Source organism: Streptomyces sp. NPDC090077 (genome assembly GCF_044747545.1).
GTDB lineage: Bacteria > Actinomycetota > Actinomycetes > Streptomycetales > Streptomycetaceae > Streptomyces.
Genome location: NZ_JBIVEG010000006.1, coordinates 229,759 through 252,171, shown reverse-complemented (window position 1 = coordinate 252,171; position 22,413 = coordinate 229,759). Strand labels below are relative to the sequence as shown.

The window sequence follows — 22,413 nt, the reverse complement described above, 5'->3', positions numbered from 1 at the left end:
GGGGGCCGGGCGTGCCCACCATCGGGGGTCACCTATCCCGGGAGGGCAAGCGATGGACGGTCGTCCGAGCACGCTGGCGGTGTTCACCCAGTGGACCGAGGAGAGGTACGGGGACGCCCCGGCGCTCCGCTTCCGCACGCCGGACCGCGCCGGCTGGCAGACCCGTACGTACGCCGAACTCGGCGCGGCCGTACGCGAGACCGGGCGCACCCTGATCGGGCTGGGCGTCGGGGCCGGGGAGCGGGTGGCGGTGCTCGCGGAGACCCGGCCCGAGTGGACGTACGCCCACTTCGGGATCCTGGCGGCGGGCGCGGTCCTGGTGCCGGTGTACCCGACGGCGGGGGAGGAGGAGCTCGCCTGGGTGCTCTCCGACTCCGGGGCGGTGGCGGCCGTCTGCGAGGACGCGGCCCAGGCGGCCCGGGTGGAGGCGCTGCGGCCGAAGCTGCCGGCGCTGCGGGCGGTCGTCCGCATGGACGCGCCGCCCTGCGCCGGGGGGAGCGACGGGGCGGGCTCCCCGGACGCCGCGCCGGGCGCCGGGCCCGGGTCCCCGGACGTCCGACTGGCCGCGCGGGCCGCCGCCGTGACCCCCGGGTCCGACGCCGCGATCGTCTACACCTCGGGCACCACGGGCCCGCCCAAGGGCTGCCGGCTCACGCACGGCAACCTCGGAGCCGTCCAGGACGCCACCCTCCCCCTGGTCCAGGGCGGGCCCGGCGACTCCACGTACCTCTACCTGCCGCTGGCGCACCTGCTGGCGCAGCTGATCCAGTTCACCACCCTGCTGGAGGGCGGCGAGCTGTGCTACTTCGGGGGCCGCATCGAGGACGTGGTGGCCGAGCTGGCGGAGGCCCGGCCGACCCATCTGCCGTCGGTGCCGCGGCTGTTCGAGAAGGTCCACGCGGTGGTGCGGGGCCTGGCGGAGACGCGGGAGGGCGGCCGGCAGCGCTTCGAGGAGGCGGTCCGGCTGGGGGTGCTCGCCGCCGACGGGGCCCTGCCGCCCGAGCTGCGCCCGGCGTGGGACGCGGCACAGGAGTCCCTCTACGGCCCGGTCCGGGCCGCCTTCGGGGGCCGGCTCCGGTGGGCCCTGACCGGCGGCGCCCCGATCGACCCCGCCACCCTCGACTTCCTGCGCGCCTGCGGGATCCGGGTGTTCGAGGGCTACGGGATGACCGAGTCGGCCGGGGTGATCAGCCTCAACCACCCGGGCGCCGTCCGGTACGGCACGGTGGGCCGGCCGGTGGCGGGCTGCGAGGTGCGGATCGCCCCGGACGGGGAGGTGCTCGCCCGGGGCCCGATGGTCTTCCCGGGCTACCACGCGGATCCGGGCGCGACCGCCGGCGTCCTGGACGCGGAGGGCTGGTTGCACACCGGGGACCTGGGGGAGGTGGACGCCGACGGCTTCCTGTCCGTCACCGGCCGCAAGAAGGAGCTGATCATTACCTCCGCCGGCAAGAACATCGCCCCGGCCGAGGTGGAGTTCGCCGTCCGGGCCGCCTCCCGGTTCGTCTCGCGGGCGGTGCTGGTCGGCGACCGGCGGCCCCATCCGGTGGCCCTGATCACCCTGGACGCCGAGGAGCTCGCCGCCTGGGCCGCCCGCGAGTCCCTCGACCTCGGCCCGGCCCCGGCCGCGCACCCGGCGGTGCGGGAGCTGGTGGCCGGGGCGGTCGCCGCCGCCAACGCCACCGTCTCCCGCCCGGCCCGCATCCGGGCCTTCCGCGTCCTGGACGAGGAGCTGTCGGTCGACGCCGGCACCCTCACCCCGACGCTGAAGGTCCGCCGCGCGGAGGTGGCCCGGCGCTACGCCGCCGAGATCGAGGAGCTGTACGGCCGGGGGGCGTCCGGGTGAGCACCGCACACCCCTCCCCAACTGACGCGGCATCAGATACACCGGTGGCATGACGAGAGACGAGCGGGAGAAGCGAGAAGATCGAGAAGAGCGGGAAGAGCTGGAAGTGCGGGAGGACACCAGGGCCGGCGACTACGCGGAGCTCGCGGCCGTCGGCCCGTACGGGGTCCGGCCCGGCCACGCCCTGATCACCATGGTGGAGCCGCACCCGGGCCACGAGTACGCGTACAACCGCTGGTACGAGGACGACCACTACTACGCCGGCGCCATGGCCATGCCCTGGATGTACGCCGGCCGCCGCTGGGTGGCCACCCGCGAGCTCCAGGAGCTGCGCTACCCCGAGAAGTCGGCGGTGGCCCAGCCCGTCACCGCGGGCTGCTACCTGTCGACGTACTGGGTCACCGAGGGCCGCTACGACGAGCACATGAAGTGGACCGTCGGCATCAACAAGCGGCTGAACCGCGACGGCCGGGTCTACCAGGACCGCACGCACGTCTTCACGGCCTTCCAGGACCACGAGGCCACGGTCTACCGCGACGGGGCCGCGGGCCCCCGCGACTTCCACTCCCTCGACCACCCGTACGCCGGGCTCGTCCTCCAGGTCGTCGACGCCGACGGGCCCGGCCGGCGCGCGGAGCTGCTCGAGTGGCTGCGCTCGCGGGCGCTGCCGCGCCGGCTGCACGGCTCACCGGCGGCGATGGTCACGGTCTTCCGGCCGACCCCGCTGCCCGGGGACCGGATGACCTACGTCAAGCAGGTCGAGGGGGTCGACACCCGGCTCACGCTGCTGTGGTTCCTGGAGGCCGACCCGCGCACCTGCTGGGACCGCTTCCAGGGGCTCGACGCGGAGGTCGCGGAGTCGGGGCTGGGGCGGGTGGAGCTGGTCGCACCGTTCGTTCCGACGGTGCCGGGCACCGACCGGTACGTGGACCAGCTGCGCTGACGGCCGCCGCGGGCGGTGGCGGAGGACGTGGCCGAGCCCCCTCGGCCAGGACGGCGGGCCGGTCGAGAGGGCTCCGTACGAGGTGCTGCGGTGTGGGGGGTCCGGACGGTTCAGGCGAGGTGACCCAGGCCGCCCTCGACCACACCGGTGACGAAGGAGGTCCAGGAACCGGGCGCGAAGGTGAGGGACGGGCCGTCCTGCACCTTCGAGTCGCGGACGGCGATGGCCTGCGTGACGGGGGACTTGACCTCGACGCAGGCCCCGTTTCCGCCGGAGTAGGAGGACTTGGTCCAGTTTTCCGTACCGCCCTGACGAATAGCCATGTTCTTCTCCGGTTCAGCGAGTAGTTCCGGTTGCGTGCCGGCCGGGGATATCCCCGGCCGACGTGATCGACGCTACCGGCAGCTCTCGATGGCCGAAGGGGGCATTCACTCGACCGGGTGGCATATTCCATTCAGGCCTTCTGTGGCCGGGGATCGACGGTGTACCGTGCTGGCCCCCTCACCACATCCGTCCCGTTCCCGCCGCTCCGCGGAGTGCGCGGTCAGTTCGCCTTGCCCGCGTGCTGCTCGATGATCCCGGCGATGAACTGCCGGGTCTGGTCCACGTTGAGGGCCTGGGCGCGCAGGTGCTCGTACATCACGCTGTATTTCTGGACGTCGTTGGCCTTCTCCAGGTACAGGTCGCTCGTGACGCCCTCGATGTAGACGACCGTCGAGTCCGACGCGTCCGGGAATTCCAGAATGGCGTACTGCCCGTTCATTCCCGGATGGGCGCCCATCGTGAAGGGCATCACCTGCACGGTGATGTACGGCTGCTGCGACTGCTCTATCAAGTACTCCAGCTGCCGGACCATCAACTGCGGATCGCCCACGTGCCGGCGCAGCGCCGCCTCGTCGATGACGGCCCACAGCCGCAGCGGGCCCACGTCGGGATTGTTGTTCTCCGTCTCGGACAACCGTTTCTGGCGGTGCATGCGCACCTGGACGCGCTTCTCCACGTCGGCGGGGGCCGTCTCGGGCAGCGCGCCGCGGATCAGCGCCTGGGCGTACTCGGGCGTCTGGAGCAGGCCCGGGACCATCTGCGGCTCGTAGGTGCGCAGGCTGGCCGCATCGGTCTCCAGACCGATGTAGACGCTGTACGGGATCTCCCCGAAGGCGTGCCACCAGCCCTGCTGCCGGGAGTCCTTGGCCATCTGCATGAGGGAGTCCACGAGCCGGGGGTCCTCGACCTCGTACACCTCGCACAGGTCGCGGACGTCCCGCTGGCTGATGGACCGGCGGCCGTTCTCCAGACGGCTGATCTTGGACTGGGAGACGAGGAGGCGCTCGGCGACCTGCTCGGCCGTCATGCCCTTGTCCTCGCGGAGCTTGCGCAGCTCCATGCCCAGTCGGCGGCGTCGGACGGTGGGATTGACATTGGACGCCACGTGAACGGCACCTCCGCCTTCTTCTGTCGCTGTCTCGCTGAGTGTCTGGTGTTCAGCAGACTGCCACCGAAGGGTGCGACGGCGCTGGGGAACGCGTGAAAGCGGCACGTGGGGTGGCGAAGCCGTCTCGTCGGCCTCGCCACCCCACGTCCGGGCGGCTCCGGGGCCGGGTCTTGGGGGACCTCCGGCCGCGGTGTCGGTGGATCGGTGGATCTGTGCCCCGCTGGCGGATCAAGGGGTGTCGCGGGTCGTTCGGGTCGTACGGGTCATACCGGTCGTGCTGGTCGTGCGGGCGTACGCGTACCCGTGCCGCCGCTCAGTGCGCGGCCGCGCGGGCCATCGCACCCGTCCGGCGCGGCTGCAGCGGAAGACCGCCGGTCGCCGTGGCCCGGACGGCCGGCTGGGGCTGCGGCTGTGCGGCGCGGTCGCGGCGCGGCTGTGCGGCCACGCCGTTCTGGACGTCCATCACGGCGTGCGCGACGAGACCGCCCATCGGGTCGTGCCGGATCAGGTCCCGCAGCCGGGACCTGGACGACCGCCCCTCGTTGCCGGGGTACAGGTGCTTGCCGAGCCCGACCGCGTGGGCCAGTGCGGCGAGCGCCGCGGTCCGCGGGTCCGGCGGTACACCGGTGCGGATCGCATTGTCGAGCCGGGCACGGATCTCCCGGCTGATCGCCGTGTCGGTCGCCTGGTAGCGAGTCGTCGGCAGCACCCCGCACATCTGGCCCGCGACGGCATGCACCATGCCGCAGCGCTCCAGGTGCGCGAGGTAAATCTGGCGGAGCCCCAGCCGGGGTCCGCCGATCCAGTGGACGGCCCGTACCGGGCTGCCGCGCCTGCGCAGCAGTTCCAGTGCGGAGTCCAGAGTCGGATCTCCTGTCGGCCGTGGCATCACCACGGCTATACGATCCCCGTCAGGGGCTATCCGTCCTGCCAGAGCCAGCTCCACTAGCTGTGCCCCGGCCAGGCCGAGGTCGAGCGACTGCGGCTGCGCCGTGGTACCCGTGGTCGGGTCCAAAGCGAGCAGCAGAAGCTCCTCCGGAATTGTTCTGCGGCTCCTGCCCATCCATGCCTCCCCGCGTGGATGAGTGACAGGGTGACGCCTCTCACATTCATCTGTCGAGAGTGCCTGGACGCTTTGTATGGGAACCAGTAGCTATGTCGTTCTCGTCTAGCGGTTGGGCGATGCCCCCTAGACGGGACACTGTTAGACGGTTCGGACAGTGACCGGACAGCGATCGAGGAGGAACGGTGGCGGGCGAGTCCCCCGACAAGTCGGTAGATGAAGGAGCGTCCGGGGAGCAGGACCCGAGGCTGTCGGTCTTCCAGCCGCGAGACCCGCTGAAGGAGGCCGTGGCGGCGTGGGTCGCGACGGCCGGACCGGACGAGCAGGCGGAGGACGCGGCTCCGGAGCCCGAGGCCGCCGCCGCCCCGTCACGCCCGTCCCCCGGTCGGGTGGACCCCAAGACCCCGAAGACCCCGGTGGCGAGCGTGGTCCGCCAGTCCGCTCCGCGGGACGAGGAGGAGCCGGCCCCCGCTCCGGCCGACCCCGCCCCCGAAGCCGGGGCGCCTGCGGCGAAGCCGTCCGGGGGTGCCGCTCCCGCGAAGCCGTCCGGGGACGTGGAGAAGCCCGCCGCTCCCGCGAAGCCGTCCGTCGACGTGCGGACCACCGCGTTCGGCGTGGTGACGACCGACCCCGCTCCCGAGGCGGAGAAGCCGCGTTCCGCTTCGGCGGGCGCCGGGGCGTCTGCGGCGAAGCCGTCCGGGGACGCGGAGAAGCCCGCCGCTCCCGCGAAGCCGTCCGCCGACGTGCGGACCACCGCCTTCGGCGTCGTGACGACCGACTCGGCGGACGCGGACACGGACGCGCCTGCGGCGAAGCCGTCCGGGGGCGCGGACAAGGCGGCCGCCTCGGACGCGCCGTCCGGGGACGCGGAGAAGGGACGTTCCGCTTCGCCCGACGCGGAGGGGAAGAAGACCCCGTCCGCCGACGTCCGGACCACCGCCTTCGGGGTCGTGAAGCCCGGCTCCGCTGCCGGGGCCGACGAGCCCGCCCGGGACCCGCGTACCGCGCCCGCCGACAGCGAGCGCACGGCCGTCTTCCGTACCGTGAAGCCGGCCACGCCCCCGGCCGCCGCCGCCGACGAGCGCACCGCCGTCTTCCGCGCGGTGAAGCCGGGTTCCGCTCCGGCGGACGCGGACAAGCCCGCCGACAAGGCCGAGGACAAGCCCGCCGACAAGCCCGCCCGGGACCCGCGTACCGCGCCCGCCGCCGACGAGCGCACCGCGGTCTTCCGTACCGTGAAGCCGGGTTCCGCTTCCGCGGACGCGGAGAAGCCCGGCTCCGACAGCGAGCGCACCACCGTTTTCCGCGCCGTGAAGCCGGCCGCCGACGGCAAGGACGGCAAGGACGGCAAGAAGCCGGCCACGCCCCCGGCGGAGTCCGACAACGAGCGCACCGCCGCCATCCGTACCGTGAAGCCGGGTTCCGTTTCGCCCGCCCCGGACCAGCGCAAGCCCGCCGACAAGCCCGCCGCCGACGTGAAGCAGGACTCCGCGGGCGGCGCCAAGGGTGCCGACCGGCCCGGTACGGCCAAGGCCGACGCCCCGAAGCCCGGCACGGACCGGCCCGCCAAGCCCGCCGCCGGCGAGAGCGACCGCCGCGTCAGCACCTTCGTACCGCTGCGCGGCGAGGGCGAGCCCGCCGCCAAGCCTCCGGTGAAGCCGGCCCCGCCGGCCCCGCCCCGGCCGAGTCTGGACCCCAGCGAGCGGACCACCCAGCAGCCGCTGCCGCCCCGGCCGCCGCTCGACATGCTGGCGGACCTCACGAACAACCCGCCCCCGCCGCCCACCCCGATGCGGAACGCGATCCGCCGGGTCAAGATCTACGCGCCGCTCGTGCTGCTCCTGATCATCGTGATCGCCGTCGTGCAGCTGGTGCGCCCGCTGCCCGCGCCGAAGCTCAAGCTGACCGCGAAGGGCACGTACACCTTCCCCGGCGGGGCGCCGAACCTGCCCTGGCCGACCGAGGGCCAGGCCTCCATGGCCGCCGCCGGCCTCGGCACGATCGGCAGCTCCGGCGAGCAGAAGCCGGTGCCGATCGCGAGCGTCACGAAGTCGATGACGGCGTACATCATCATGCGCGACCACCCCTTCAAGAAGGGTGAGAAGGGCGCGATGATCGACGTCGACAAGACCGCCGAGACCGAGGGGCAGAAGGACAAGTCCGACAACGAGTCCACCCTCAACACGGTCAAGGAGGGCGAGAAGATCTCGGAGTACGACGCGATCGCCGCCCTGATGATCCCGTCGGCCAACAACATCGCCCGGCTGCTCGCGCGCTGGGACTCCGGTTCCCAGGAGGCGTTCGTCAAGAAGATGAACGACACCGCCAAGGAACTCGGCATGACCAACACCACCTACACCGACCCCTCGGGCCTGGACGCCACCACGGTCTCCACCGCCGAGGACCAGGTGAAGCTGGGTCTGAAGATCGTCGAGATCCCGGCGCTGGTGGACATCACCCGCATGCCGAGCTGGACCGACCAGACCGGCAAGACCTGGCCGAACTGGAACCGCCTGGTTCCGTTCAACGACTCCCTCGGCATCAAGACCGGTACGACGACCAAGGCCGGCGGAAACCTCCTCTTCGCCGCGCAGAAGAAGGTCGGCGACACCAACCAGATGCTCGTCGGCGCGGTCCTCGGCCAGCACAAGCCGCCGATCATCGACACCGTCATCGCACAGAGCCGCTCCCTGCTGATCGCCACGCAGAAGGAGGTCCAGGGCGCGCCCGTCGTGAAGAAGGGCCAGGTCGTGGGCTACGTGGACGACGGCCTCGGCGGCCACACGCCGGTCGTCGCCACCGCCGACGTCCAGGCGGTCGGCTGGTCCTCGCTGACCGTGGACATCAAGCTCGGCGACGGCGGCACCGCGATCCCGGAGTCGGCGAAGGCCGGGACCCAGGTCGGCGTGCTGACCGTCGGCGACGGGGTCAGCCAGGTCAAGGTGCCGGTGGCGCTCCAGCGCGAGCTGGTCACCCCGGGCTTCGGCAGCAAGCTGACCCGGATCGGCTGATCCCGTGCGGCGGACGTCGTGACCACGGCCGAGCAGCAGGCGCAGCAGACGCGGCAGACGCAGCGGCGGCAGGGGCCGTCCGGGCAGCCGGAGCCCCCGCGGGGCCCCGGCACGCCCGGGGCCCCGGCCGTCCGCACGCCCGGCTGGGCGCACCGGCACCCGGTGCTCGTGGCCACCGCGGCGGCGGCGGTCCTGCACGTCGTCTGGTTCTTCTGCTTCGCCAACAGCGGCGGGGACCTCGCCGCGCAGGACGCCTGGGCGGAGTTCGTCGGCCGGCACCCCGACACGGCGTACAACCTCGCCTGGTACGGGGGGATGCACCCGGTCTCGTACAGCGTCGTGTCCCCGTACGTGATGCACGTGCTCGGCGTCCGGACCACGATGATGATCGCCGGGACCGCCTCGGCCGGGCTCCTCGCACTGATCCTCACCCGCTGCCGCGGAGCCGTCCGGCGCCCCCTGTGGCCGGCCCTGGCCGGGGTCTACGGGCTGCTGTGCAACGCCCTCTCGGGCCGGGTCACCTTCGGGCTCGGCACCCTCTTCGCGCTCGGCGCGGTCGCCGCCGTCTTCTGCTGGCCCCGCAAGTGGGCCCGGCGGCGCTGGGCCAAGGCCGCCGTCGCCGCGCCCCTGGCCGGGCTGGCGACCGCCGCGAGCCCGGTGGCGGGGCTCTTCCTCGGGGTGGTCGCGGCCGCGCTGTTCCTGAACCGGCGGCGGCCGGGCGCGTACGCCCTGGGGCTGGCGCCGGTGGCGGTCGTGGGGCTGTCGGCGTGGCTGTTCCCCTTCTCGGGGACCCAGCCGATGAAGATCGGTTCGGCCGGGCTGCCGTTCCTCTTCGGACTGGCCGTCGCCCTCCTCGTCCCCGCAGCGTGGCGGACGGTCCGGGCCGCCGCCGCCGTGTACACCCTCGGGGTGTTCCTGACCTGGGCGGTCGACTCCCAGGTCGGCTCGAACGTCACCCGCCTGGTGATGCTCTTCGGCGGGGCGGTGCTGCTCGCCGCCGTCCCGTACGCGGCCCCGCGCTCGCGGCGCCGGTACGCCCTGCTGCTGGCCTTCGCGGGCCTCACCGCCTGGATCACCACCAACAGCGTCACCGACGTCGTCCGCACCACCCCGGTGGCCGCCTGGAACCGCGAGCTGGCGCCCCTGGTCGACCAGCTGCAGAAGGCGGGCGCCGACCGGGGCCGGGTGGAGGTGGTCCCCGCCAGCAGCCACCGGGAGTCCTCGGCGTTCCCCTCGTACGTGAACCTCGCGCGCGGCTGGAACCGGCAGGCCGACCTGGAGCGCAACCCGCTCTTCTACGACGGCACCCTCACCGCCGAGGGCTACCGGGCCTGGCTGGACCGCTGGGCCGTGCACTACGTGGTGCTGCCCGCCGACAAGCCCGACTCGGGCGGGGAGGCCGAGGCGGAGCTCATCCGCGGGGGCCTGCCCTACCTGAGCCAGGTGTGGGGCGACGAGAACTGGCGGCTGCTGCGCGTGGACGCCCCCGCGAGCCTGGTCTCGGGCCCCGCGAAGGTGGTCCGGGCGGGCGCGGACCAGCTGGTGGTGGAGGTCTCGGCACCCGGTCGCGTACGGGTGCGGATCCCGCACTCCCCGTGGCTGGGGCTGGTGGACGGCGCGGGGAAGCCGGTGGCGCCGCCGCGGGAGGAGAACACGTCCGGCTGCCTCTTCAAGGCGGCCCCGGACGCCGCCGGGGACGTCTGGACGGAGCTGCTGGCCCCGGCACCGGGCGAGTACCGCGTTTCGGCGAAGTACCAGCTCCCGCGCGGTACGCCCTGCCCGGAACAGCTGATCCACCGGACCCTGGGCACCCCGCCGCGCCCCTGATCCAGGTGCACCGGCACCCATATGTGCATAGGATCCGAATAATCCGATTGGATCCGATTGGGTGCTTCCCGAGGGAGTTGACGACGGGATGAGCAAAGAGCAGAAGCGGGACGTCCAGGCGGCGATCGCGCAGGCGGCCGAACGCCTCCAGACCCCGCGGACCCAGGGCCACGGCTTCGAGGGCCCGATCCGCACGAAGGTGAAGGGCGGCGTCCACACCAAGGCGGCCCTCAAGCGCGCCGGCACCCCACAGGGCGACCGCATCGGCGAACGCAGCAGGGGCCTCAGCTGAAGGACGCCCACGACCGGAACGTCGAAGACCCCCAGCCACACCGGGCTGGGGGTCTTCGGTCGCTGTGCCCCCGGCAGGATTCGAACCTGCGACACCCGCTTTAGGAGAGCGGTGCTCTATCCCCTGAGCTACGAAGGCGCGGGTGGCGATCCGCCCGTGAGGGTCGCTCGCCGCCGCCAGTGTAGCGGGTGGAGGGCCCGCCCCACGGGGGATATGGCTCGTTGGGGATCTTGGGTCCCGTACCGGGGCGGCCGGACGCTTCCGCCGCACCCCGCGCGAGGAGCGCACGGGCGGCCGGCCCGCGGCCCCGGCACGAACTGGTCAGAACCAGAATGTGCCATGCCGGACCGCTGGTCCGGCCATTCTCCGTCGACAAGGATCGAAGCATCGGAAGAGACGCCCACCATGTGCTGAACGGCGGGGCGTCTTTGGCTGATATCCGGCTGTTGAAGCATGTCGAGAAGGAGCAATGGAATGACGCAGACTGCCGTGACCTCGTTCACCGCCCAGCAGGTCACCGAAGCGGAAAAGGCGGCGCAGACCCTGGAGGCCCTCGTGGCGCGCCTCGGTTCCGACGAGTCGTTCGCCGCGGCTCTGAAGGACGCCCCGCGCAAGACGCTCGCCGACGCCGGCATCGTCATCGAGAAGGAGTCCATGGAGTCCCTCATGCTCGTCGACGCCGAGCGTTTCGACCGTGCGTGTGAGCTCCTCTTCGACCTGGTCGACTCGGACTTCCTCATCACGATGTCCACCCCGTCCTGCGGCTGAATCAGAAATCTCGGGCACGCCGCGGCTACGTGATCGTTCGTGAGAACTGAGCCGTGCTCGCCCCTCTGGCCGGGGCGCAAGTGCCGGTAATTCCGTCGTCTTGCGCCCCCGGTCTTCTCTCAGGGTGAAGAGGTTTTGTATGTCACGCGTGCTGCTGGTCAATCTGGCCAGCCTTCCCATGGACGGGAACCAACCCATATTCCCCATCGGCGTCCGGTGTGTGCAGGACGCCCTGGACCGCGCGGGCCACGCGACGCGACTCATGGACTTCGTTGCCGAGCCGGACGGCCTGACCGGCCTCGACTGGCTCGACGACGACTGGGACGTCATCGGGTTCACCATCCGGAACATCGACCCCATCGACATCACCTGCAGCACCCATGTCGACGAGTACGTCTCCTTCACGCAGCGCGTGCGGGCCGAGCTCGACCGGCGCGGGCTCGACCCGGTGCTGGTCGGGGGCGGTCCGGGGTTCAGCCTGTTCGGCGACACCCTCGTCGGCCGGCTCGGCCTCGACGTGGGGGTCATCGGCCCGGGTGAGCAGGTCATGCTCGACATCGCGACGGACCCGCGGTCCTTCAAGGGGAGGGGCGGCGTCCTCCAGGGGAGGCGGCACTGCGGATTCCTCACCGACACCCTGCACCACCCGGCCCCGCTCATGGCGGCCTACACGAACGCGCACCAGGCGATGATCGGCGTGGAGACCCGGCGGAAGACCTGTTACCAGACCTGCGGGTACTGCCCGTACGCGTACATCGAAGGAGACAACGCCGGAGACCTCAAGCCGCTGGACGTACTGGCGGACGAGATCAGGAGCATTCACCGTGCCGGATTCCGGCGCATCTTCTTCACGGACGGCATCTTCAACAGCGAACTGCGTTTCGCGAAGGAAGTCGTCCAGCTCGTCAAGGACCTCGACCTGGAGGGCCTGACCTGGTCGGCGTACTTCACGCCGAAGCCTTTCGACGACGAATTCGGCGAAATGCTCCAGGACAGCGGAGTGGAAGCCGTCGTGGTGTCACCCGACAGCCTCGACGACGTCATGATGCGCAACCTGGGCAAGTCCTTCTACAGCCGGCACGTCTCCCGATTCCTGGAGCGCAGCCGGAAGAACCGACTTCCGGTGAAGGTGAACGTCGTGTTCGGCGGACCGGGCGAGAACAGGGAGACGGTCCGCAACACCGCCCGGTTCGTCAACGAGCACCTCCGCGACGACGAACTCGTGATGCACGTCGGCTACCGGGTGCTGCCCGAGACCAACCTCGCACGTCAAATCGGAGCGGACGACGACCAATTGCTCTATCCCGTCTTCTATCCCTTCGAGCTCGACGTCTTCACCTGGATCATCCAGGACCTGGACTCCAGGTTCGTCACCCCCCAGCTCATGATGAACCTGATGGCCGGCCGGGCGGCCGCGCGCAAGATGGCGAGGACGGAGGCGATGCCCTCCGTCGCGCGCCCGGGCACCACCTACCTCGCCCTGGCCGGGGTGGGAGGAGGCGGTGGCAGTGGCTGCGCGAACTGAGGGAGCGCCCCCGGCGGGCCCGTCTTCGGCAACGGCACTGACGGCACGCCGCCTCCGAGGCGAAGAGGCGGCCGCGGCCCTGCGGCTCTGTCCGTTCGACGACGTCGACGCCGACGTCATCCGCCGGGAGCTGGCCGCCGAAGGGGACTACTGCTGGATGGGCCTGTTCACCCCCGACGGAGAACTGGCGGCGGTGCACCGGGCCATGCGGTGGCACCGGCACCTGCTGCTGAAGGGCGTCTTCGTCGACGACGGGTTCCGAGGGACGGGGGCCGCGCTCGGTGCGGCGTTCGCCATCCGGGACTGGGCCCGGGAGGCCGGGTACGACGGCGTCGTCGCCTGGGTGGAGCCGAACAAGCCCGAGGCGCGTCTGGCCGCCAGGCTGCGGCTGCGCCCCGTCGGCCCGCTCCTGCACCGCTACCTCGTCCGGCTGCCGTACGGCACCGGCGCGGAGCGTCCGGCCGGGACACCCCCGCGTGCCTCCGGCACCCTCGTCGTACCGGGCGGGGACGAGGCGGCTCCCATGGTCCGGGAACTGCTCGGCGTTCCGCGCGGTCCCTCGGCCGGCACCCGGCTCGCCTGGGTCCTGGACCGCTCACGACTCGTCCTGAGCGGCACCCCGTGCCGTTCCACGGGCGACCTGGACGGGTTCCTGTCCGCCCTCCGGGACACCGCGGGGCCGGTCGGTGCGACCGCCGCCGAGGTGCTGGTCGAGGCGGCGGACATCCCGGCCGCGCTGGCCATGGCCGGCCTGGGGGCGCGGCGGCTGAGCCGCTCCCCGGTCCGTCTGGGCATGGCGTCCTTCGCGGGCGCCGGCGCGGAAGCCCCGGCCCCGACCGGGCCGAGGACGCCGTGATCACCGCGCACGAGGCACGGCGCCTCTGCCTGGACGAGGACCCCGAGGCGGCGGCGGAGCTGTTCCGGCGGCACGGACTCGACCCGCGGGGTCTCGGACGACTGCTGTCCTCGACGGCCGGCGCGGACGAACCCGCCCGGTCGGAGACCGTGGAGCTGCTGGACGCCTGGGGGCGTGCGGCCGAGGCCGAGCTGTACGTGCCGTCCCGTCGGGACGGGCGCAGCCCGGGCCTGATCGTGGGCCTGCACGGGGTCGGGAGCTCCGGGGCCGTTCTCCGGGACCAGCTCCGGGGGCTCGCCGACGCCTGCGGTGCCGTCCTGCTGTGCCCGAACGCCCTTCGGCCGTACGGGACGAGCAGCAACTTCGACGTGGCCGGAATCTTCGGCAGCCGGTTCCGGGAGGCCCGGTGGACGACGGATCCGGGCGATCTCCCGGCCCGGGCCCTGCGCTGGGCCCGTGAGCACCTGGCCGTCGACGCGAACCGCTGCGCCCTGGTGGGGGTTTCGATGGGGGGCATCGCGACCTGGGGCATGGCGTCGCGCCGCTGGGACGGCCTCGCCATGGCGGCGTCCATCAACGGCGCACCCTCCCTGTGGGAGATGTTCGGGCCCGACAACACGATGCGCGAGCTGCTGCCCAACGCCCTGGGCGTGCCACTGACCGTGGTGCACGGGGTGCGGGACCGGCAGATCCCCCTCGTCCTCGCCCGTGATGCCGTGACGCATCTGAGGGGCCGGGGCCATCGGGGCATCTCGTTCGTCGAGGTGCCGGAGGGCGAGCACAGGCTCGGCACGATGGGCTTCGAGCCGGGCAACCCGCAGTTCGACGAGGTCGTCCGGTGCTTCGGCGCCGCGCAGCGGAAGCCGTGGCCCGGACACGTCCGGCACCGCGCCCGCGAAAGGGCGCACGGCCGGGCCCACTGGGTGGAGATGGCCGACCTCCACCCCGGGACCACGGCGACCGTGGACGCCCGTGCGGTGGACCGCGGGCACCTGGTCGTCCGGGCGTCCGGCTGCTCGCGGCTGCGTCTCTTCCTCGGTGACCGGCTGGTGGACCGCGGCCGGGTGCTGGTGACGGTCAACGACGAGGTCCGAGAGATGGATTTCCGCCCGTCCCTGCTCGACGCCGTATCCACGTATGGAGAGGCGGACGCCGACCCCGGCCGCATGGCGGAGATGGTCGTCGACATGACATTGCCCGAGATTCGTGAGGAAGAAGGTACATCTTGCTGAGCCGTGACGACATGCGCCGTCTGCTGGTGGCGCGCGGTCCTGAGCAGGAGCAGTTGTTCGCGGAGAGCCGGCGGGCGCGGAACGGGCACTTCGGTGCGGCCGTCGTGCTGCGGGGCGTCATCGAGCTGACCAACGTGTGCCGGGTGAACTGCGACTACTGCCCGATGCGCCGTGACAACGTACGCGAGAACGACACCTACTTCCTGTCCGCGGACAAGATCGTCGAGCTGGCCGAACTGATCCGGGACAACGGGATCGACGTCATCCTGCTCCAGGGCGGCGAGACCCCGGCGCTGATGCCGCTCCTGGAGGAGGTGATCCCGCGGATCCGGCGGCTGTACGACGACCGGGTCGAGATCCTGCTGAACGTCGGCAACCTCAAGCGGACCCAGTACGAGCGGCTGCGGGCCGTGGGCGGGACGAGCTACATCCTCAAGCACGAGACGAGCGATCCCGAACTCCACCTGAGGCTCCGGCACGAGACCCTGGAGTCGCGCCTGCGGTGCATGCGCGACCTCCAGGAGGTGGGCTTCAAGGTCGGCACGGGGCTGATCTCCAGCCTTCCGGGGCAGTCGCTGGACAGCGTCATCGACGACATCGAGCTGGCGGGTGAGCTCGGCGTGGACATGTGCAGCGTGAGCCCCTTCATCCCGGCTCCGAACACGCCGATGAGCATCTCGCCGATCGGTGACAACGAGTTGGCGCTCAACGTCATCGCCGTCCTGCGGCTGTGCTACCCGCAGTTGCTGATCCCGTCGGTCAGCGCACTGGAGAAGGTGGGCAGCGGGGGCCAGTCCCGCGGACTCGACGCGGGCGCCAACGTGATGACCGTGAACTTCTCCAGCGCCAGCGACCAGAAGCGCTATCTGATCTACGGGAAGAACCGTTTCGTCGTCACTCTCGACCACGTGCGGGGACTCGTCCGGTCCGCCGGGCTGGAGCTGAGCGGGTCGAGGTTCATCGAGCAGCCCCTGACGAGCGGAGCGGTGGGACGATGAGCGTCTCCGTGTCCGACGCCGCCGCGTCGGAGGTGGGATCCGGCCGGTTCCTGCGGTTCTGGACCGCGCAGACCGTGTCGCAGGCCGGCCAGCGCTTCGGGCTGGTGGCCCTGCCCGTCGTCGCGATCGACACCCTCCACGCCGGGGCGGCGGAGGTCGGGTACCTGACCGCGGCGCTCACCGTGTGCTACCTGCTGATCGGCCTGCCGGCCGGTGCGTGGGTCGACCGCTGGTCGAAGCGGAGCACGATGATCGCAGCGGCCGTGGTGCGGGCGGCCGTCCTGGCCGGCATCCCCGTCCTGTGGGCCTTCGACCGGCTCTCGCTCGTGTGGCTGTACGCGGTCGCGGTGATCGTCGGTGTCGCCTCGGTCTTCTTCGACGTCGCGTACCAGTCCTACGTGCCGTTCATCGTCGCCGACAAGGACATCGAACGGGCCAACGCGAGGCTGGAGTCGTCGGCCCAGATCTCCGCGGCCGGCGGGCCGGCCGTGGCGGGACTCCTCCTCAAGGCCGTCAGCGCACCCGTGGTGATCGCGGTGGACGCGCTGGCCTACGTGGTGTGCGCCGGCTTCCTGACCACCGTCAAGGACTCCGAACCGTCCCGCCGCGCGAAGGAGGGGGAGGACTCCCGGCTGGCGCGGGACATCCTGGACGGCGTGCGGTTCGTCGTGGGCCACCCGGTCCTGCGGCGCCTGTGCGTCACGGTGGGGGTGTCGAACTTCTTCGCCACCCTTGCCATGACGCTGACGCCCCTGCTCATCCTGAGGACGCTGGGGCTGGGCTCCACCGTCATGGGCGTCGTCCTCGGCGTCGGCACGCTCGGCGGCCTGCTGGCCTCCCTCACCCTCCCGAAGGTCCGAGCCCGGTTCGACGCGGGCAAGGTCATGGCGGTCGGCCTCGTGCTGGCGGGCTTCTCCATGGCGGCCTTCCCCCTGGCCGGAACCCTGGCCGGATCCGCCACCGTGATCCCGGTCGCACTGCTCGTCCTCGGCCAGTTCGGCATGACCTGGGGCGCGGTGACCTTCAACATCGCGCAGGTGAGCGTCCGGCAGCGGGTCTGCCCCAAGAACATGCTGGCCCGGATGACCGCCTCGATCCGCTTCGTGGTGTGGGGGAGCATGCCCGTGGCCGCGGTCCTGGCCGGCTGGCTCGGCACGCACATCGGCATCGTCCCCTGCCTGTGGATCGGCGTGGTGGGCGGCTTCCTGACCGCCCTCCCCGTCATCGGAATGGACCGGCTGATCCGCTCCGCCGCCCCGGCCCCCGCATCCGGTGTCTGAGGCCCGGCGCGGACTCGCCGAAGCCGTCCTCTCGTCCGGAGGGCGGATCGGCGGGGTGCTTGCGGAGGAGACCGCGAGCCGCATCGCACGGTACGCCGACCAGTACGGGAAGGCAGGGGTCACGGACGGCGACCTGCTCGTGTTCTCCGGCCTCCGGCCGGAGACGCTCCTGGCAGCCGTGGTCGCGTGCTGGTACGCCGGCGCCGCCGCGTGGGTGACGCCCCGCGAGCCGGCGGCGCTCGGGGCGCACGGCGCGTCCTTCACCGTCACCCCCGGCCCCGCCGAGGAGATCACGGTGGACCGGCACGCCGCCGCGACCGTGCCGGTCCCCTCCGGTCTCGGTCTGCTGCACGAGACGTCCGGATCCACCGCCGAGCCCAAACTCGCGAGGCGCAGTGTCGAGAGCATCCGCGCGGAGCACGTCGGCTACCGCCGGGGCCTGGGACTGGAGGCCGAGGACACGGTGAGGATCCCGGTGCCGCCGGCCCACTCCTTCGGTTCGGGGGTGGCGCTCGCCGCGCTCCTGTCCGGGTGCCGGGTCGACGCCCGTCCGTTCACGACCGCCTCGGGCACGGCCCAGGACCTGGACCGGGGCGGGTGCACCACGCTGGCCGTCACCCCCGCCGTGCTGCGGCTGCTGACGAAGACCCGGCGCAGGGGCGACTGCGGGCCGCGGGCGGTCCTCGTCGGGGCCGGCCCGGTCTCGGACGAGCTGGACGCCGCCTGCGCGGCCCGGTTCGGGGTCCCGGTCACCCGGGGGTACGGGTCGAGCGAGACCGGAGGGATGTTCATCGGATCCCGCGGGCTCGGGCAGCCGATCCCGGCCGTCGCGATCGCCGGTCCGGAACCGGGGACCCGCGGCGAGCTGGTCGTGCGCACGGCGACGCCCGTCTGGGGCTACGCACACGAGCCCGTGCGCGACTCGCCGCTGTGGCGGACCGGGGACGTCGTCGAGCGCGACGCCTCGGGCCAGGTGTGGTTCGTCGGGCGCGAGCAGGGCGCCGTACGCGCCAACGGCAGGTTCGTGGACGTCTCCTCGATCCGGGCCGCCCTCGCCGGTGCGGCGGGGGTGGAGGAGGTCGAGTTCCTGGTCCTCCCCCGGGCCGGGGAAGCGGAGTTCGAGGACCTCTACGTGGCGGTGTCCGGACGGCCGCCCTCGCGGGAGTCCGTGGAGAACGCGCTGCACGCGGGCGCCCCGCCCGGTGTCGCACCCCGCTTGAGGATCTTCCCGGAGTTCCCGCGGAACACCATCGGAAAGCTGGACCGCACCACGCTCACGGAATGGATCACCTCGAAATGACCGAACGGCTGGTGCCGGACTCCCGCGACGGGCTGACGGCGGTGATGGACGCGATCGTCCTCGCGGCCGGGAACGCCGGGGTCGACGACGTCGTACTCGCCCGGCTGCGGTCCCTGCACGAGGCGGACCGGGACACGCTGCTGAAATCGCCCGCGGAGCTGGGGCTGGACTCCCTGACCTGGCTGGAGGTGCTCACGGTGCTCGAAGAGCGCTTCGACGTTCTCCTCCCCGACGCGGTGGCCGTGACCCCCGCATCGCGCACGGTCCTCGGTCTGGCACGTGCACTCGCGGACTGCCGGCGCGCAGGGCGCTGAGCCGGACAGAAAGAAAGGCTGAGAATTCATGAACATCGTCGCCAGTGGCGCACGCTACCGGGTCATCGACGACTTCCTGCCGCCGGACGAGCTCGCGGAGATCCGTTCGCTGATGGAGCGCCGGCGGTTCGAGGAAGTCGCCAGCGTCATCTACCCGGAGTCGGACGGGCACGCCTTCCGCTCCCGCGGAGCCGTGCTCCGGCAGGACACCGGGACGCCCACGGCCGAGTCGCGGGAGCAGGACGCGCAGCCCGCCGCCTTCCGGACGATCCTCCGGGAACTCGGGGCGCACCAGGACATGTTCGGTGTGCCCGGGCAGGACTGGTCGGCCGTCGGGTTCAGCTTCTGGCAGTACCCCGCGGGGAGCCGGCTGGGCTGGCACAACGACGTCGCGACCGGCCGGCTGGGGGAGTTCGTCTTCTTCCTCCACGAGGAGTGGAAGGCGTCCTGGGCCGGCGAACTGCTCATCCTGGACGCCGACCCGGAGACCGTCGACGTCGACACGACCGGCATGTCCGCGATGGAGGTCGTCGAAGCGAAGGCGAGCGCGGCCCCGCACGCGCTGACGGCCGTCGTGCCGAAGCCGAACCGGCTGGTCCTCGTCCGGGAAGGCACGATCCACTGCATCAACCGGGTGGACCGGACGGCGGGGACGACCCTCCGGCAGACGATGACCGGCTTCGTCGCCGGCGCCGCCCCCGAGCCCGAACGGCGCTCCGTGGACCGGCTGACGTCCCTGCTCGGCTCGTAGCGGACCCCTTCTCCCTCTGATTGGAAACAGGAACATGGAAGAACTGTGGATCACCGAAGGCCCCCGGGAGTTCGACCGGTGGCTCGCGCGGGGGAAGGTCGACCCCGCGCAGGTCGAACGCATCAGGGAGGGGCTGGAGATCACCGCCGAGGGGCGGGTCGCCGAGGTGGGCGGCCTGCAGACGCCGGAGATCTACTTCCCCGGTCTCACGGCCCGCCCGTGGTGGAGCCGTGCCGACTTCCCCTGGCTCGACGAGCTGGAGGCCGCCGCTCCCGCGATCCTCGACGAGCTGGAGGGCCGGGGCGTCAACCTCGACGGCTCCGTCTCGCACCCCACGGGGCTGGCCGAGGACGGCAAGTGGCGGGCGCTGTACCTGACGTGCATCGGCCGGCCGTACGCCAAGAACGTCTCCGCCTTCCCGCGCACGCTGAAGACGCTCTCCGCCGTCCACGGTGCCACCGACAGCGGCATGACGTACTTCTCGACCATCATGGGAGGTACGCACATCCGCCCGCACTCCGGGTTCAGCAACGCCCACCTGCGCTGCCACCTCTCCCTGGTGGCGACCGAGGGCTCCCGGATCCGGGTCGCCTCGGAGACGCGCGCCTGGGAAGAGGGCAAGGCGTTCGTCTTCGACGACTCCTACGACCACGAGGTGTGGAACGAGGGCGAGGACCGCCGGACGGTGCTCCTCTTCGACTTCTGGCACCCGGATCTGACGGCGCCGGAGATCGAGGCCCTCACCCACATGATGGGCGTCTGGCGGCGCATGTACGCACGGCACTTCTGGGCGCACCAGATGGACGCCTCGTCCCCCGGCCCGACTTCCCTCGCTGCCTAGGAGCACCTCCGTCATGGCTGTTGACACCTGGTCCGAGACCGAGACCTTCCTCAGCGGCGTGCTGTGCGCGCCCGACCCCGACTTCGCCCGCGCGCTGGTCCTCAGCGAGCAGGCGGACCTGCCGGTCATCAACGTTTCCGCCCTCCAGGGCATGCAGATCGGCATGCTGGCACGGATAGCCGGTGCCCGGCGGATCCTCGAAGTGGGCAGCCTGGGCGGCTACAGCGCCCTGTGGCTGGGCAAGACGCTGCCTCCGGACGGCAGCATGGTGACCATCGAGAACAATCCGGTGCACGCCATGGTCGCCGTCGAGAACATCAGGGCGGCCGGGCTCGACGACCGGGTCGAGGTCCGGGTGGGCAATGCCGCCGAACAGCTGGCACGGCTCGCGGAGGAGGAGGCCGAGCCCTTCGACTTCTTCTTCATCGACGCCGACCAGCACAACAACGTCACCTACTTCGAGAGCTGCCTGCGCCTGGGCCGCTCCGGCAGCGTCATCGTCTTCGACAACGTCGTGAGGTCCGGCGAAGTGCGCAACCTGGAGACGCCGAACGGGGCCGTCCGGGCCACCCAGCGGGTGCTCGAACTGGTCGGCGGCTCCGACCGGGTCGACGGGGTGGTCTTCCAGACGGTGGGCCACCGGGGCCATGACGGCATGCTCGTCATCCGGATGAGCTGAGGGGAGGGAACTCCAGTGACCCGTGACATCCGCACGGTGGACGACGTCCTGAACATGCTGGACCGGCTGTTCACCTCGGAGACGGACCGGTGGACGGACGGGTCCCGCGACTGGTGGGACGACTTCTACGCCAACCGTTCCCGGGACATCCCGTTCTTCGTCGACAAGCCGGACGAGAACCTGGCCTCGTACCTGGAACGCGGTCTCCTCACCCCCGGCCGGGCCCTGGACCTGGGCTGCGGCCCCGGCCGCAACGCCGTCTTCCTCGCCGCGCAGGGCTACGAGGTCGACGCGGTCGACCTGTCCCGCACGGCGGTGACCTGGGGAGAGGAGAGGGCCCGCGAGGCCGGCGTGGACGTCCGCTTCCACTGCGGCGACATCTTCACCGTCGACCTGCCGCCCGGCCGCTACGACCTGGTCTACGACTCCGGCTGCCTGCACCACCTGCCGCCGCACCGCCGGGTCAGCTACCTGGCCCTGCTGGAGCGGGCGCTCGCCCCCGGCGGCCACTTCGCGCTCGCGTGCTTCGCCTCGGGAGCGACGGGTTCGAAGCTGCCCGACGAGGAGTTCTACCGCACGCGCAGCCTGGCCGGCGGTCTGGCGTACACCCTCGACGACCTGCGCGGCCTCTTCCCCGCCTTCGGCGAGGTCGAGCTGCGTGCCATGCGGAGGCAGGCGTCCGACTCCCCGCTCTTCGGGGTGTCGCTCCTGAACACCGGGCTGTTCCAGCGCCCGCTGTGACGCCGCCCCGGAAACCGCTCAGGGGCCCGGCCCGCTCGCGCGGACCGGGCCCCTGAACCTGCCTCGGGGGCTACTGCCAGCCGACGTCGCCGTTGGGGTCCGCCGGGGCGGAGGCGGGCAGGACGACCGGGCCGTCCGCGAGACCGTCGGTCGACGGGGAGACGTCCTGGCCGATTCCGAGGAGCGCGATGGCTCCCAGTGCCGCTGCAGCAAGAAGTCGAAGACCGATACGCACGACGTGTGCCCCCCTGGGAAGATCCGTGTTGACGGACCCCATGCTTTCCGTGCGGCCGCGGCGGGGCCAGAGGGTCGCCGTGGCACAAACGGTCCATGACACAAGCGTGCCTTCCGGCCACTCGGCCGAAGTCATGCCACGGGAAGGAGCGAGCACTCCGAGAGCGCCCACGTGGTCAGCGCCGGCTCGTTGCTCACCGCCCGCCCGAAGAGCTCACGGCCGTACTGCTGCACTTCGTACGCGGCCGGGCCACTGATGAATAGCACGCCCCTCGCCCCGCCGCGCGACAGGTGAATCCGGGCGTGTTCCAGCCGCCCCCGTCCCCTATCGGCCTGCTGCAACGCCTGCATCAGCAGCTCCGGCTCCTTGAGTGACTGCTGCGTATCGCACGTGGCCACCACGTGGAGCATGTACATAGAGAACCTCTAAGAGTAAAGGGTGCATTTCGGGTGACTTGGCTTGCCTGGTCCGGCCGCTCG

The 22,413-nt window shown here is 71.8% G+C and carries 22 protein-coding genes and 1 tRNA gene; 17 read left to right on the top strand and 6 right to left on the bottom strand.

The window, feature by feature from the left end; all coding sequences use genetic code 11:
• Positions 1–52 precede the first annotated feature (52 nt).
• Both ACIPW5_RS13575 and ACIPW5_RS13570 read left to right on the top strand, forming a co-directional pair.
• A complete protein-coding gene (locus tag ACIPW5_RS13575; RefSeq protein ID WP_401244216.1) occupies positions 53–1,846 on the top strand; it encodes an AMP-dependent synthetase/ligase in 1,794 nt (597 codons plus the stop codon).
• A 49-nt stretch (positions 1,847–1,895) separates the two neighbouring features.
• Positions 1,896–2,789: a hypothetical protein gene (locus ACIPW5_RS13570; protein ID WP_401244214.1), complete on the top strand. Its 894-nt coding sequence runs from the start codon at positions 1,896–1,898 to the stop codon at positions 2,787–2,789.
• A 110-nt stretch (positions 2,790–2,899) separates the two neighbouring features.
• Here ACIPW5_RS13570 and ACIPW5_RS13565 read toward each other — a convergent pair whose 3' ends face one another.
• From ACIPW5_RS13565 to ACIPW5_RS13555, 3 genes are all read right to left on the bottom strand, one after another.
• The gene (locus tag ACIPW5_RS13565; protein ID WP_125817612.1) at positions 2,900–3,112 is read right to left on the bottom strand and encodes a DUF397 domain-containing protein; all 213 of its coding nucleotides are present in this window, start codon (positions 3,110–3,112) and stop codon (positions 2,900–2,902) included.
• 221 nt (positions 3,113–3,333) lie between these two features.
• Complete coding sequence (locus ACIPW5_RS13560; protein ID WP_401244212.1) at positions 3,334–4,218, bottom strand: helix-turn-helix domain-containing protein; 885 nt, start codon at positions 4,216–4,218, stop codon at positions 3,334–3,336.
• A gap of 316 nt (positions 4,219–4,534) precedes the next feature.
• Positions 4,535–5,284, bottom strand: a complete 750-nt coding sequence (locus tag ACIPW5_RS13555) for a GPP34 family phosphoprotein (protein WP_401244210.1) — start codon at positions 5,282–5,284, stop codon at positions 4,535–4,537.
• A 185-nt stretch (positions 5,285–5,469) separates the two neighbouring features.
• Here ACIPW5_RS13555 and ACIPW5_RS13550 point away from each other — a divergent pair, with 185 nt between their 5' ends.
• The 3 genes from ACIPW5_RS13550 (at position 5,470) to ACIPW5_RS13540 (ending at position 10,414) form a co-directional block, all read left to right on the top strand.
• Entirely contained in the window at positions 5,470–8,295 is a 2,826-nt protein-coding gene (locus ACIPW5_RS13550) for a hypothetical protein (protein WP_401244208.1), read from the top strand.
• Positions 8,296–8,313: 18 nt separating this feature from the next.
• Positions 8,314–10,122 carry an MFS transporter gene (locus ACIPW5_RS13545; RefSeq protein WP_401244206.1) on the top strand — a complete coding sequence of 603 codons (1,809 nt, stop codon included), beginning with the start codon at positions 8,314–8,316 and terminating at the stop codon, positions 10,120–10,122.
• 88 nt (positions 10,123–10,210) lie between these two features.
• Positions 10,211–10,414: a hypothetical protein gene (locus ACIPW5_RS13540; protein ID WP_401244204.1), complete on the top strand. Its 204-nt coding sequence runs from the start codon at positions 10,211–10,213 to the stop codon at positions 10,412–10,414.
• Positions 10,415–10,479: 65 nt separating this feature from the next.
• Here ACIPW5_RS13540 and ACIPW5_RS13535 read toward each other — a convergent pair.
• Positions 10,480–10,552: transfer RNA gene (locus ACIPW5_RS13535), tRNA-Arg, on the bottom strand.
• 336 nt (positions 10,553–10,888) lie between these two features.
• Between ACIPW5_RS13535 and ACIPW5_RS13530 the strand changes: the two genes are divergently transcribed.
• From ACIPW5_RS13530 to ACIPW5_RS13475, 12 genes are all read left to right on the top strand, one after another.
• Positions 10,889–11,182: a hypothetical protein gene (locus tag ACIPW5_RS13530; protein WP_401244202.1), complete on the top strand. Its 294-nt coding sequence runs from the start codon at positions 10,889–10,891 to the stop codon at positions 11,180–11,182.
• 139 nt (positions 11,183–11,321) lie between these two features.
• Positions 11,322–12,707: a B12-binding domain-containing radical SAM protein gene (locus ACIPW5_RS13525; RefSeq protein WP_401244200.1), complete on the top strand. Its 1,386-nt coding sequence runs from the start codon at positions 11,322–11,324 to the stop codon at positions 12,705–12,707.
• Positions 12,691–13,563, top strand: a complete 873-nt coding sequence (locus ACIPW5_RS13520) for a GNAT family N-acetyltransferase (RefSeq protein WP_401244198.1) — start codon at positions 12,691–12,693, stop codon at positions 13,561–13,563. Before ACIPW5_RS13525 ends, ACIPW5_RS13520 begins: the two co-directional genes overlap by 17 nt.
• Complete coding sequence (locus ACIPW5_RS13515; RefSeq protein ID WP_401244196.1) at positions 13,560–14,795, top strand: dienelactone hydrolase family protein; 1,236 nt, start codon at positions 13,560–13,562, stop codon at positions 14,793–14,795. The genes ACIPW5_RS13520 and ACIPW5_RS13515 overlap by 4 nt, the downstream gene beginning before the upstream one ends.
• Entirely contained in the window at positions 14,789–15,793 is a 1,005-nt protein-coding gene (locus ACIPW5_RS13510) for a radical SAM protein (protein WP_401244195.1), read from the top strand. The genes ACIPW5_RS13515 and ACIPW5_RS13510 overlap by 7 nt, the downstream gene beginning before the upstream one ends.
• Positions 15,790–17,073 carry an MFS transporter gene (locus ACIPW5_RS13505; protein ID WP_401244194.1) on the top strand — a complete coding sequence of 428 codons (1,284 nt, stop codon included), beginning with the start codon at positions 15,790–15,792 and terminating at the stop codon, positions 17,071–17,073. The genes ACIPW5_RS13510 and ACIPW5_RS13505 overlap by 4 nt, the downstream gene beginning before the upstream one ends.
• A complete protein-coding gene (locus ACIPW5_RS13500; protein ID WP_401244192.1) occupies positions 17,066–18,373 on the top strand; it encodes an AMP-binding protein in 1,308 nt (435 codons plus the stop codon). Before ACIPW5_RS13505 ends, ACIPW5_RS13500 begins: the two co-directional genes overlap by 8 nt.
• Complete coding sequence (locus ACIPW5_RS13495) at positions 18,355–18,687, top strand: phosphopantetheine-binding protein (protein ID WP_401244190.1); 333 nt, start codon at positions 18,355–18,357, stop codon at positions 18,685–18,687. The genes ACIPW5_RS13500 and ACIPW5_RS13495 overlap by 19 nt, the downstream gene beginning before the upstream one ends.
• Before the next feature lie 28 nt (positions 18,688–18,715).
• A complete protein-coding gene (locus ACIPW5_RS13490) occupies positions 18,716–19,438 on the top strand; it encodes a 2OG-Fe(II) oxygenase (protein ID WP_401244188.1) in 723 nt (240 codons plus the stop codon).
• 34 nt (positions 19,439–19,472) lie between these two features.
• The gene (locus ACIPW5_RS13485) at positions 19,473–20,279 is read left to right on the top strand and encodes an aspartyl/asparaginyl beta-hydroxylase domain-containing protein (protein ID WP_401244186.1); all 807 of its coding nucleotides are present in this window, start codon (positions 19,473–19,475) and stop codon (positions 20,277–20,279) included.
• A 13-nt stretch (positions 20,280–20,292) separates the two neighbouring features.
• A complete protein-coding gene (locus ACIPW5_RS13480; protein ID WP_401244185.1) occupies positions 20,293–20,958 on the top strand; it encodes an O-methyltransferase in 666 nt (221 codons plus the stop codon).
• 15 nt (positions 20,959–20,973) lie between these two features.
• A complete protein-coding gene (locus tag ACIPW5_RS13475) occupies positions 20,974–21,699 on the top strand; it encodes a class I SAM-dependent methyltransferase (protein WP_401244183.1) in 726 nt (241 codons plus the stop codon).
• Positions 21,700–21,769: 70 nt separating this feature from the next.
• Here ACIPW5_RS13475 and ACIPW5_RS13470 read toward each other — a convergent pair whose 3' ends face one another.
• A complete protein-coding gene (locus ACIPW5_RS13470) occupies positions 21,770–21,934 on the bottom strand; it encodes a hypothetical protein (RefSeq protein WP_401244181.1) in 165 nt (54 codons plus the stop codon).
• A gap of 131 nt (positions 21,935–22,065) precedes the next feature.
• Entirely contained in the window at positions 22,066–22,344 is a 279-nt protein-coding gene (locus ACIPW5_RS13465) for a hypothetical protein (protein ID WP_401244179.1), read from the bottom strand.
• Positions 22,345–22,413 lie beyond the last annotated feature (69 nt).

Excerpts from the sequence above, each read along its gene's own strand:
- ACIPW5_RS13575 (WP_401244216.1), top strand. The coding sequence starts at position 53 with ATGGACGGTCGTCCGAGCACGCTGGCGGTGTTCACCCAGTGGACCGAG.
- ACIPW5_RS13570 (WP_401244214.1), top strand. The coding sequence starts at position 1,896 with ATGACGAGAGACGAGCGGGAGAAGCGAGAAGATCGAGAAGAGCGGGAA.
- ACIPW5_RS13565 (WP_125817612.1), bottom strand. The coding sequence starts at position 3,112 with ATGGCTATTCGTCAGGGCGGTACGGAAAACTGGACCAAGTCCTCCTAC.
- ACIPW5_RS13555 (WP_401244210.1), bottom strand. The coding sequence starts at position 5,284 with ATGGGCAGGAGCCGCAGAACAATTCCGGAGGAGCTTCTGCTGCTCGCT.
- ACIPW5_RS13540 (WP_401244204.1), top strand. The coding sequence starts at position 10,211 with ATGAGCAAAGAGCAGAAGCGGGACGTCCAGGCGGCGATCGCGCAGGCG.
- ACIPW5_RS13530 (WP_401244202.1), top strand. The coding sequence starts at position 10,889 with ATGACGCAGACTGCCGTGACCTCGTTCACCGCCCAGCAGGTCACCGAA.
- ACIPW5_RS13525 (WP_401244200.1), top strand. The coding sequence starts at position 11,322 with ATGTCACGCGTGCTGCTGGTCAATCTGGCCAGCCTTCCCATGGACGGG.
- ACIPW5_RS13505 (WP_401244194.1), top strand. The coding sequence starts at position 15,790 with ATGAGCGTCTCCGTGTCCGACGCCGCCGCGTCGGAGGTGGGATCCGGC.
- ACIPW5_RS13495 (WP_401244190.1), top strand. The coding sequence starts at position 18,355 with ATGGATCACCTCGAAATGACCGAACGGCTGGTGCCGGACTCCCGCGAC.
- ACIPW5_RS13490 (WP_401244188.1), top strand. The coding sequence starts at position 18,716 with ATGAACATCGTCGCCAGTGGCGCACGCTACCGGGTCATCGACGACTTC.
- ACIPW5_RS13485 (WP_401244186.1), top strand. The coding sequence starts at position 19,473 with ATGGAAGAACTGTGGATCACCGAAGGCCCCCGGGAGTTCGACCGGTGG.
- ACIPW5_RS13480 (WP_401244185.1), top strand. The coding sequence starts at position 20,293 with ATGGCTGTTGACACCTGGTCCGAGACCGAGACCTTCCTCAGCGGCGTG.
- ACIPW5_RS13465 (WP_401244179.1), bottom strand. The coding sequence starts at position 22,344 with ATGCTCCACGTGGTGGCCACGTGCGATACGCAGCAGTCACTCAAGGAG.